Source organism: Longicatena sp., from assembly GCF_982403165.1.
In genome coordinates this window covers 57,181-67,735 of sequence record NZ_CEVYEL010000009.1, presented here as the reverse complement: position 1 = coordinate 67,735, position 10,555 = coordinate 57,181, and the positions used below count along the sequence as shown (strand labels likewise).

Sequence of the window (10,555 nt, the reverse complement as noted above, 5' to 3'; positions counted from 1 at the left end):
ACTAGTATGATGCTTTTAACATTCCTATTTGTTCTATGTAGTTAAAGATAAGAAAAAGCTGAATCTAATGAGCAAAGAAAGGCAGCAATTAAATCAATACAACTTTCTACATCTTTCCAATCCGCCGTTTCAATAGAAGAATGCATATAGCGTAAAGGCAATGATACCAAACAGATAGGTACGCCTTCATTGCTCATATGAATCGTATCTCCATCCGTTGATGTAAAACCTGGCGTAACCTCCCATTGATATGCAATACCATGCTGTTTAGCCAAAGTCTCCATACGTTTATTCATTGCTTCATTCACAATACTGCTATGGCATAAAACAGCACCTTTCCCTAAAAAAATATCGCCGCCTTCATTATTCTGAACACCTTGATAATCACTGGCAAAGGTTACATCAACGATGATAGCGCAATCGGGTTTCACTGCTTTAACCGCATGGAACGCTCCACGCCGTGTTGTTTCCTCACCTGTAGTAGTTGCTGCATACATACCAACAGAAGCTCCCATTTCCTTTGCTTTTCGCACTGCCTCTAAAATGATAAAAGCTCCACCTCGATCATCAATTGCTCTTGCGGCAAAGCGATTCTTTTGCAGTTCTTGCATATCCACTGCAGCACAGACAACATCGCCAAGCGACACTACTTTTTCACTTTCTTCCTTCGTATCACATCCGATATCTATTCGCAAATCATCACTGACGATTGTTCCCTTTGTTTCTAACATTTTATTACATATTACAACTCCATGAATCAGCTCTTTACCAACAATTTGTACATGTGTACCCAAGTATAAGATAGGATGTGCCCCTCCGGCCTTTATGACCCCTAATGTTCCATCAGGGTAGATACGATTCACATAAAAACCGATTTCATCTACGTGTGCACATAACAATACTTTTTGTTTTGCTTTTGCGTTCAAAACACTAATTAGGGTCTTACTGGCATCCATCTGACTATCTTCACATACATCCTTCATATATTCATAAATAATTTGTTGTATCGCTTTTTCTCTCCCACTTACAGAGATACATGTAAGTAATTCTTTCATAAATGTTTTATTCATCATTTCATCCATCCTTTCCAATTATCAAACATCACAAGATATCATGTCTCATTATTGATAACATCAGTATTCTATACTATAGAGTGTAACGTAATTGCTAGAAATATACGAAGGACCTGGCATTCTAAAAGCAAACATAAGCATAAACGATATGCATAAAAATGCTGTTCAGCGTTTGGTTAGAAACAGCTGTTTTTTTATATGCAAAAAAGAAGATACTCCTACATATCTTCTATTTTGCAATATATTGAATGGCAATGCACTGTGGCCCTCCCTGTGTAATGAAAGCCGGTGACAAATCCAATAATTCTATTTCACATTCGCTGAAGATAGATACTAGTTTTTCTTTGATCTTTCTTGCATCTTCTAAGGCATCTGCATGAGAGACAAAGATTTTATAATATTCATTTACGCCATCTTCTTTCATGAAGTCTACAATATGCTGCACTGCCTTACTTAAAGTTCTAGCAATATCAAACTTATCTAGCCGTGTACCGCCTTCTACTTTCTCCATGATTGGTTTAAGTTTCAAAAGACCGCCAATCGTTGCAGCCGCAGGTTTTAAACGTCCACCGCGACGTAAGAAATCAAAATTTTGTGGAATCAAAAAGGAGTGTTCACTGGCAATACTGTGTTCCAGTTCCTGCACGATTTCTTTTACATTCTTTCCTAAATCACGAAGACGCACTGCCTTCTCCACTAAATAACGATGAGGTCCACATAATGTTTGTGAATTTAACACCGTAATTGAGGAAGCATTGCATGCCTGCTGCTTCGCCATACAAGCGGTTTGGTAGGTGCCTGACAAGCCATCAGCCATTGTGATATTTAAAATTTCTTCTTCTTTCGCATCTTCATATGCAGCCAACACTTCACCAATCGGTGGTTGTGAACTGCTGGGAACATGCCCTTCCTTTATTTTATCAAGAAACAATTTTGTATCAAAACATAAATCACGATACTGATGGTCATCAATGCTGACACATAAAGGCAAGACATCTACTCCCATATGGATGCCATTTTCTACCGTAAATAAAGCAGAAGTATCTGTTATAATTTTTACCATGTGAACTCCCTTTTCTAGCTGACAAGCTCCATCCGTTTTTTATAATCCGGCATATAATTTTCGATAATGTGATAAAATGCTTTTGAATGATTTGGCTGAATAAAATGTACAAATTCATGAAGAATTACATACTCAATAAATTCTAATGGGTAATGGATCAGCTTTCGATTCAAAGTAATGGACTGTTTGGCCGGTGTACAGCTTCCCCAACGACTTTTCATATCCCGCACTTTGATTTGAGGGTATGCGATATGATAGTCACTGAGCGAACGACACGTGAGCATTGCTACATCACTAAAGACATCCTTACACAATTTATCAATAAACTGATGAATGACCTTTTGCGGATCACTGTTTGTGCGATATTGCACATACAGATATTTATCATCATAGCTTACATGATTATACTTCCCCGTCATATATTTTATTTTCAAAGAATTACCAAACAACATCAGCTGATTCTCATCAAACACAGTACAATGGCTTCGTTCTTCCATCGATTTCTGGTGTTTGGCAATCCAACTGGCTTTACTACTGACGAAATCATCAATTTTATCCAGTGATACGAATGGATTTGCGCTAACGATGACCTCACCCTTCGTACTAATACGCATATTGATATTTTTCACTTGTTTAATTACCAATGTATAGGTAATCGGATATTTTTTACACTGTATTACTTTCTTGTTTCCATCCATAATTCTTACTACCTCAATCCTTGCGTGTGCATTTTATTATCTCATACTTAATGTGAAAAATAAATACTTTTTCCTTTTACATTTCTGGAATTTTTTTCATTTGTAATATTTTATTTTCCTATTTCATATTTTACGTTTTTATTAGTAAGAGTATTATAGCATGCTTTTACTTTTGATGGAGAAAAGATTTACTTTTTATACGAATATGCTAAAATGAATGCGGTGATTTTATGGCATACAATAACCCCTTCCCGTATAGTGATGATAATAAACGTTATCATACATGGAATTATTATTTAAAGCATCGTTATCATCAAAAAGTATTTAAAGTTCCTTTAAATGCCAATTTTTCCTGTCCGAATCGTGATGGAACCTGTGGTCAGGGCGGTTGCACCTTTTGTGGCAGCTTAGGCAGTGGTGAATATGCTGGAAATCTACAGGATGATTTAATGAAGCAATTTATGGATCGTCAGCAGATGATGCTTAGAAAATGGCCAAATGGTGGTAGTATTGCCTATTTTCAAGCATACACGAATACATATGCCCCTTTGCATGAGCTCAAACACTGTTTTCAACCATTTATGGAACGAAAAGATGTACTTGCCTTAAGCATTGCCACACGCGCAGATTGCTTAGAAGATGATAAGCTTGCTTATCTGCATTCCTTATGTAAAGAGAAAGATATTTGGATCGAATTGGGATTACAAAGCATCTATGATCAAACAGCTCAACATTGCAATCGCGGTCACACATATGCACAGTTTTTAGATTGTTTGCAGCGCCTGGCAAAAACTGATATCAAAGTGGCGGTGCACTTAATTAATTCATTACCCTATGAAACCACAGATATGATGCTGGAAAGTGCCAAAGCATTAGCTACATTGCCTATTCACGCACTCAAACTTCACATGCTGCATATCATGCAGGATACGCAGATGGCAACAGAATATGAAAACCAACCATTTCCGTTATTATCATTAGAAGATTATGTAGATATCGTGATACGCCAGTTAGAAGTTTTGCCTCCGGAAATGATCATCCAACGATTGACTGGTGATGGTGTGAAAGAACTACTTATTGCGCCTACTTGGACCTTGCACAAAGTAAATGTTTTAAACACCATCGATAAAGAGATGAAACGCCGTAATACTTGGCAAGGACGACTTTACTCCAAAAGCTGAAAATCAGCTTTTCTTTTTTTGATAGGCACAAGCATAGGAAAAACGCATAGAGTAAAACAGGAGGCTTGTTATGAAAACCATTGCCATTACATGCCGTATGGAATCTTTTGATAGCCAATCAAAATGGTTCATCAATGCAACCTATGTGGATGCTTGTTCGCAATATGGTTGTGCCCTATTCCCCATTGTTTCCTATGCTTCATTAGCTGTAGCTGCCACAAGTTGTGATGCGCTCATCGTGTGCGGCGGTTATGATTTACGCAGCTATTATCTTCAAGAAATACCAGATGCCTCTTGCAACTTTTATGACCATGCACAGGATCATTTTGATTTTGCTTGTATACAAGCCTTTTTACAAAAACAAAAACCGATTTTAGGAATATGTCGAGGAATGCAATTACTTGCTGTATATTATGGCAGCAAGCTTTTCCAAAACATTGATATAAATACCCATGCCACACTACATGCTCATCCGTTATATTTCCCCAAAAACTCCATACTGCATCAACTTTATAGCGATGGTACCAGTTTCAATAGCTATCATCATCAAGCAGTAAAACAATGTGGTGAACAATTGGATATATTAGCTTATAGTAAAGAACAATATGTGGAAGCCTTTCTCCATAAACAACTTCCCGTTCTTGGTGTACAATGGCATCCGGAAAAAATGGAAAACGATCAACTATTTCCTTATTTCTTAGATGTTGTTTGTGAGCGTAGCTTGCGCCGGCTTTGATACCAGCGATACAACATCCATACTAGAATTAATAAAGAAAACCAAGTTCCAAAAGCATCCACATGAATGATGGTTCCCAAACTCTTTAATCCATAAGTTACGATGATACTGCGTAAAAGTCGAGCCATGCCATCACACAGCGTAAAGGAAAGAAAAGGCATTTTGGTAAAGCCAGCCAAATAAGCCAGTAAGAAATCAGGGATTGGCGTAATACCTCCGATGAACACAGCAAGCAATCCATGTTTGCGCATCAAAGTTTCTCCCTTTTCGATATCTTCATCACTGGCAATATGAGCAAGTGCTTTACGACCGACGCTGTATGCAATGCCATATCCGATAGCACCGCCAATGCAAGTACCAATTGCACCTTCAAAGGAATATAACAGCCATTTTTCCGGATGCTTTAAGCATAATGGAGTCAGCACGACTTCTAATGATGGAAGAGGTAAAAAAGCTTTTAAAATGGCATATAGAATAAGTCCTACATCCTGCCAAAGGGTAAAAAAAGCCTGCAAGTTCATGAAATCCCTCCCGTTTTCAGTATACTTGCAGTCAAGATGAATTATGTTATAGTAAAAGCACTTAGATTGGGATCATCATCTGATTATTTTTCAAATTCATAAGCATCTTGATAACGTCCTTTATATCGATACAAATATGCCTCTTCTTCGAATTTATCAAAGGCCAAATGTGCATCAAACATATACAACAACAAAGCAAAAATGGCATTCAGCGATGTATTACGTAAACGGACAGTAGGTTTTGCATCCATCGTAAATTCGGCAAGCTGCATTTCTTTATCAATACATAAGATTGTTTTTTTGGTGGCATGATAACCACCATAAAAGCGATAAAAAACATCCTTCCATGCCACTTCATAGCCTTCTTTAAAGCCATGCATTTCACCTTGTTTATCATCTTTTGCATAAATTGTAAAATCTTCCGTATGTTTACGGATAAAACGCGTATACCATTTTTGTATCTGATACATTCCTAATACTTCTTCGCCATACATGTTCTTTAGATAGACACACAAAAGACCCTGCTCTTTTTCTTCTTCAATCGTATAAATCGCATGCCCATTTTCTTGAATGATCGTTTGCCCATTCTCTTTGCATAAGACAAGTTCCATAAGGAAATCCTCCTTCATGAAAAAGCTCTTGAACCCAAAAGTCAAGAGCTTTTTCTATTTCAACCCACTATCGTAGGGTCACACAGTCTACTCTTACATAGACATTATAAGAAATTTTTTGTTATTTTTCAAGCTAATGGAAAAGGAAATCCAACAGTGGTGTCATTTCTAATAATACAGGAGCTAAGATCAATGAAATCACTGACATTAATTTGATTAAGATATCCATTGCCGGTCCTGCCGTATCTTTAAAGGGATCACCGACCGTATCTCCTGTGATGGCCGCTTTATGAGCCTCACTTCCCTTACCACCGCAAGCACCGGACTCAATATATTTCTTAGCATTATCCCATGCACCACCGGAATTCGCCATAAACACCGCCAACATGATTGCTGACATCAATGCGCCAATCAGCAGTCCTCCAAGACCTTTTGTTCCTAGAAGGATACCAGTCGCGATGGGTGAAATCACCGCAATCAACCCAGGCAGAATCATTTCTTTTAAAGCTGCTTGTGTAGAAATATCAACACATTGTGCATAATCCGGCTTACTTGTACCTTTCATAATACCGGGATCTGCCTTAAATTGTCGGCGAACTTCTTCAATCATCTGATTCGCCGCTTTTCCTACCGACTTTATTGTTAAAGAAGTAAAGAAAAATGGGAGCATTGCACCAATCAGTAAGGCGATGATCACACCTGGTTCTAATAGTGATATGACATCTAGATGAGCAAGCTGGGAATAAGCGACTATCATTGCTAACGCGGTAAAGGCCGCAGAGCCAATACAGAATCCCTTACCGACAGCTGCTGTGGTATTCCCTACTGAATCTAAATGATCTGTGATTTCTCGCACATGCTCTTCCATATTACTCATTTCAGCAATACCTCCGGCATTATCAGCTATTGGTCCATAAGCATCCACAGATACAGTAATACCGGCAGTTGAAAGCATACCGACTGCACCTAAGGCTATACCATACATTCCAAAAAACAGATAGCTGGCAGCAATACCAGCAGCCAACAAGAGAATTGTTAAAGCTGTTGATTGCATACCGATACTAAAACCGGAAATAATATTGGTCGCATGACCGGTTAATGATTGTTCAGCTATTTCTTTTACATGACGATACGAATCACTTGTGTAATACTCGGCAATACGTCCAATAAAGACACCAACAACTAATCCACTTAGAATGGAATAGAAAGGATAGACATCATTAAATACAAAATAGCTTAATAGTAAAGAGCCTACTAATACTACCAAAGTAGAAACATAAGTTGCAATATTTAAAGCTTTTGCAGGGTTATCCCACTCTTTGGCTCGGACAAAGACTTGTGCAAAGATACTAGATAAAATACCCAAAGCCGCAATCAGTATAGGAAACATTAAGGAACTTATTCCCATGTGTTCACCCTGCACTGCCATATAACTGATACCCAGGGATATTGCGGAAACGATTGCCCCAACATAGGACTCACACAAATCACTTCCCATACCCGCGATATCCCCAACATTATCTCCAACATTATCGGCGATGACCGCCGGATTACGTGGATCATCTTCTGGAATACCACTTTCTACCTTACCTACTAAGTCTGCACCAACATCGGCAGCTTTTGTATAAATACCACCACCGACTCTGGCAAATAATGCGATAAAACTACACCCTAAACTGTATCCACTGATGACGTGTGCTGCCAGATACATATCTTTTGTAAAGAAATAAAAACCGCAAAATAAAACACTTAAACCTAATAAACCAAATCCAACTACACACAACCCCAAAACAGAACCACCACTGAATGCAATACGTAAAGCCTTTGGCATACCGTTGTCATGTGCTGCCTGTGTTACACGGGCATTTGCTTTTGTTGCCGTCAACATACCACAAAAACCTGCTACACCAGAACAAAGGGTTCCAATAAGAAAACAGAAAGCAGCTCCCGGTCCTACACCATCTGCATGTTGCAAAGATGGAATTAAACCTAAAGAAGCCAATAAGACAGCTACTACGATAATGAATAGAATAATGATCTTGTATTCACGCGATAAAAAAGCCATTGCCCCCTCGTGAATAAAACTGGAAAGGTTTTCCAGCAGATGCATGTGGATCTTCTCTTTCTTGACACTGCCGTAAAGATAGCGCGCATAGAACAGCGCCGCAATAGATACCCCTATAGCAATGCCAAGAAACGCAAAGACGTTGTCGTCGTTAATCATTCCAATTCGCCTCCTTGTAAGCGATTACATGTTTTCATTATACACCTGATTGATGGATATCGCAATGTGTTCTTTTGGTATTCTATCAAAAAAAGTACAAAGAAACCAAGCAACGTGATGTGTAATTATTTATCGCTTGATATTTTGAAAAATAGGGCTATTTAGTTAAATACATTTATAAAAAAACATCCGCATAGGATGTCAGGATTGTTTTGCTATCACTTGTTTACGTAAATGTAAATACCAAAGAATTAGTACAACTGGCAAAAGGGTAAAGGCAGCTATCATATACAACGTCATATCATACCCTATTCTCTTGCATAAATAACTTGTGATAATCGGAGTCAGTAAACCACTGACACCAACAAAGATTGCCATGGCAAACATTTGTGCACTGCTAAACAATTTGCGTGGTGTAATTTCTTTGATCAATATCTTGCTGCTTAGCATGATAATCGGTAACGTCACTAACTGTAAAGATGCTGCTGCGATGATTGCCCATGCAACACTAAACACTCCGTATAAGAAAAACTTTAGGCCATACATCACCGTACCAAACAATAAAAGCATGCCTGGTTTTACACGTTTTAAAATAGCGGAAGCAAATAAGAAGAGTGGTACTTCCATAAATGACTGTACTGCCCACTTAATCCCTACAGCACTCGTATCAGCACCAATCGCTAACATCTTATCAATGACGACATATTGATCTGCCGTACCAATCATGTAAATCATTAAATAAATCAACACGAGTAATAAGTATAAGCGATTCGTAAGCAATTCTTTTAAACTTTCTAAACGTATATGTTCGCTCTTCTTTTTTTGTGCATCCACGCTTTTCCAAAAAAAGAAGAGCAGAAATATGCTGACTCCTATTAGCATAAATAGTAAAAAATTATATCCGAAAGCATGAATGACACTGCCTGCGATCGGTGAACCAATGGTCAATCCTAAAGCACCGGCAGCTCGCAATCTGCCATAATTTTCCTCATCAACCTCTAGCATCCATGTTTCATTCAGTCCCATAATGACCTTTACCATTCCTCCACTAAGCGAAACAGCAAAAAGATGATAATAAAACAATTGTTTATGTATGATAAACATCATGATACTACCTGCTATCATAAAACCATATGCCAATAAGAAAAAAGGCTTTAATCTCTTAAATCGATCGCATAAATAACCAAACAGAAATTGTCCGATGATAGCAATAATAGCACTTCCTGCTAAGATATAACCACGCTCAACTACATCATATCCTACCTTTCCCAAATAAGGAATTATTTGTGTATTCACCATAGAAATTGCCGCAAACACGAAAAAATTCAAGCTGTAAAGAATCCATCGTTTCTTTTGTTTCATACCATCACATCCTATCATTAGTATGATTCAGAAAGCCTTATGTCATACCCACAGCAAATGAAAACAACTTTGCTATCATAAAAAAAGTAGTGTATAATAAGATACAAGAAACGGGTGATACTATGCAGCAGGAAAGTATGGATACAAAAAGCATATTAGCAACTGCTCTTATGGAATTGACCTCACGCAAGAATTTTGCAAAAATTACGATTGCGGATATAACACATGTCAGTGGTTTTAATCGTCAAACGTTTTATTATCATTTCCGTGATAAATACGAGTTGCTGAGCTGGATTTATGAACAAGAGGCCAGTCAAGTGTTTGATGAAGACATCTCTTTAGAAAACTGGCATCGCTACATGGCTGTATTACTACAACATATTCGTAATAACAAATGGTTTTACAGCAATACGATTCGTCATGATGAAAGCTACTTCCAAAATTTTATCTTCACACTAACAAGCACCCTTTTTTATAAAGCTATTGATGCTTTAGATTTACATCATCAGCTTGATGCTTCGGATAAAAAATTTTATGCTGAATTTTTCAGTTTTGGTATCAGTGGTGTTGTGATTAATTGGATCAAATCGGATATGAAAGAGAGTCCCGAACAGGTTGCCAGTGCCTTGAAAAGTTTAGCCCAGGATTCTGAAAAACTGGCTTATGAGAAATATCGCGAATCCTATCGTAAAATGAAAGGAACTACCTAAATGAAACAACCTATTGAACATTATGAAAACCGTGCAGGTGGAAAAGGAACCATGCACATAGAACGTCTTTTATCACCAGAAGAAATGGGCCCACATGTGAAAATGTATGCTCGCGTAACAATTGATGTTGGATCTTCGTTGGGATATCATGCTCATCACGGAGATAGTGAAACTTATTATATTCTTGAAGGAAAAGCTCGTTATCATGACAATGGCACTATACGTATTTTAGAACCATTTGATGTAACGCATACTCCAGATGGAGCATCGCATGGCATTGAAAACATTGGTACGACGCCTTTGGTGTTTATGGCACTCATTATTTCTTCTGTAAGATAAAAACAACGTTATGCAATGAAAAACGATTTTCAAAGGA

11 protein-coding genes are annotated in these 10,555 nt (G+C 37.9%); 4 read left to right on the top strand and 7 right to left on the bottom strand.

Features of this window, described 5'->3' with window-relative positions:
* Window positions 1-41 precede the first annotated feature (41 nt).
* The 3 genes from AC1VS3_RS03355 to AC1VS3_RS03345 form a co-directional block, all read right to left on the bottom strand.
* Window positions 42-1,073, bottom strand: a complete 1,032-nt coding sequence (locus tag AC1VS3_RS03355; protein ID WP_008688551.1) for a zinc-binding metallopeptidase family protein — start codon at window positions 1,071-1,073, stop codon at window positions 42-44.
* A gap of 229 nt (window positions 1,074-1,302) precedes the next feature.
* Window positions 1,303-2,136, bottom strand: a complete 834-nt coding sequence (locus tag AC1VS3_RS03350; RefSeq protein WP_008688552.1) for a DegV family protein — start codon at window positions 2,134-2,136, stop codon at window positions 1,303-1,305.
* A 14-nt stretch (window positions 2,137-2,150) separates the two neighbouring features.
* Window positions 2,151-2,834, bottom strand: coding sequence for a M48 family metallopeptidase (locus AC1VS3_RS03345; RefSeq protein WP_008688553.1), 684 nt, complete (start codon window positions 2,832-2,834; stop codon window positions 2,151-2,153).
* 230 nt (window positions 2,835-3,064) lie between these two features.
* Here AC1VS3_RS03345 and mnmL point away from each other — a divergent pair, with 230 nt between their 5' ends.
* Together mnmL and AC1VS3_RS03335 are read left to right on the top strand one after the other, a co-directional pair.
* Window positions 3,065-4,015 (top strand): tRNA modification radical SAM protein MnmL/YtqA, encoded by a 951-nt coding sequence (mnmL, locus tag AC1VS3_RS03340; RefSeq protein WP_008688554.1) that lies wholly within the window; start codon window positions 3,065-3,067, stop codon window positions 4,013-4,015.
* 70 nt (window positions 4,016-4,085) lie between these two features.
* Window positions 4,086-4,751 (top strand): gamma-glutamyl-gamma-aminobutyrate hydrolase family protein, encoded by a 666-nt coding sequence (locus tag AC1VS3_RS03335; RefSeq protein ID WP_008688555.1) that lies wholly within the window; start codon window positions 4,086-4,088, stop codon window positions 4,749-4,751.
* Here the strand turns inward: AC1VS3_RS03335 and AC1VS3_RS03330 are convergent.
* From AC1VS3_RS03330 to AC1VS3_RS03315, 4 genes are all read right to left on the bottom strand, one after another.
* Complete coding sequence (locus tag AC1VS3_RS03330; protein ID WP_008688556.1) at window positions 4,706-5,272, bottom strand: YqaA family protein; 567 nt, start codon at window positions 5,270-5,272, stop codon at window positions 4,706-4,708. The two genes, AC1VS3_RS03335 and AC1VS3_RS03330, sit on opposite strands and share 46 nt — an antisense overlap.
* Before the next feature lie 83 nt (window positions 5,273-5,355).
* The gene (locus AC1VS3_RS03325; protein WP_008688557.1) at window positions 5,356-5,883 is read right to left on the bottom strand and encodes a hypothetical protein; all 528 of its coding nucleotides are present in this window, start codon (window positions 5,881-5,883) and stop codon (window positions 5,356-5,358) included.
* A gap of 133 nt (window positions 5,884-6,016) precedes the next feature.
* Window positions 6,017-8,107, bottom strand: coding sequence for a sodium-translocating pyrophosphatase (locus AC1VS3_RS03320; protein ID WP_008688558.1), 2,091 nt, complete (start codon window positions 8,105-8,107; stop codon window positions 6,017-6,019).
* 201 nt (window positions 8,108-8,308) lie between these two features.
* A complete protein-coding gene (locus AC1VS3_RS03315; protein WP_481275515.1) occupies window positions 8,309-9,469 on the bottom strand; it encodes an MFS transporter in 1,161 nt (386 codons plus the stop codon).
* A 137-nt stretch (window positions 9,470-9,606) separates the two neighbouring features.
* Between AC1VS3_RS03315 and AC1VS3_RS03310 the strand changes: the two genes are divergently transcribed.
* Entirely contained in the window at window positions 9,607-10,179 is a 573-nt protein-coding gene (locus AC1VS3_RS03310) for a TetR/AcrR family transcriptional regulator C-terminal domain-containing protein (protein WP_008688560.1), read from the top strand.
* A complete protein-coding gene (locus AC1VS3_RS03305) occupies window positions 10,180-10,518 on the top strand; it encodes a cupin domain-containing protein (RefSeq protein ID WP_008688570.1) in 339 nt (112 codons plus the stop codon).
* Window positions 10,519-10,555: the final 37 nt, after the last annotated feature.

What these genes read in the sequence shown, in the direction of transcription:
- AC1VS3_RS03355 (WP_008688551.1), bottom strand. Translation starts at nt 1,073, where the DNA reads ATGATGAATAAAACATTTATGAAAGAATTACTTACATGTATCTCTGTA.
- AC1VS3_RS03350 (WP_008688552.1), bottom strand. Translation starts at nt 2,136, where the DNA reads ATGGTAAAAATTATAACAGATACTTCTGCTTTATTTACGGTAGAAAAT.
- AC1VS3_RS03345 (WP_008688553.1), bottom strand. Translation starts at nt 2,834, where the DNA reads ATGGATGGAAACAAGAAAGTAATACAGTGTAAAAAATATCCGATTACC.
- mnmL (WP_008688554.1), top strand. Translation starts at nt 3,065, where the DNA reads ATGGCATACAATAACCCCTTCCCGTATAGTGATGATAATAAACGTTAT.
- AC1VS3_RS03335 (WP_008688555.1), top strand. Translation starts at nt 4,086, where the DNA reads ATGAAAACCATTGCCATTACATGCCGTATGGAATCTTTTGATAGCCAA.
- AC1VS3_RS03330 (WP_008688556.1), bottom strand. Translation starts at nt 5,272, where the DNA reads ATGAACTTGCAGGCTTTTTTTACCCTTTGGCAGGATGTAGGACTTATT.
- AC1VS3_RS03325 (WP_008688557.1), bottom strand. Translation starts at nt 5,883, where the DNA reads ATGGAACTTGTCTTATGCAAAGAGAATGGGCAAACGATCATTCAAGAA.
- AC1VS3_RS03320 (WP_008688558.1), bottom strand. Translation starts at nt 8,107, where the DNA reads ATGATTAACGACGACAACGTCTTTGCGTTTCTTGGCATTGCTATAGGG.
- AC1VS3_RS03315 (WP_481275515.1), bottom strand. Translation starts at nt 9,469, where the DNA reads ATGAAACAAAAGAAACGATGGATTCTTTACAGCTTGAATTTTTTCGTG.
- AC1VS3_RS03310 (WP_008688560.1), top strand. Translation starts at nt 9,607, where the DNA reads ATGGATACAAAAAGCATATTAGCAACTGCTCTTATGGAATTGACCTCA.
- AC1VS3_RS03305 (WP_008688570.1), top strand. Translation starts at nt 10,180, where the DNA reads ATGAAACAACCTATTGAACATTATGAAAACCGTGCAGGTGGAAAAGGA.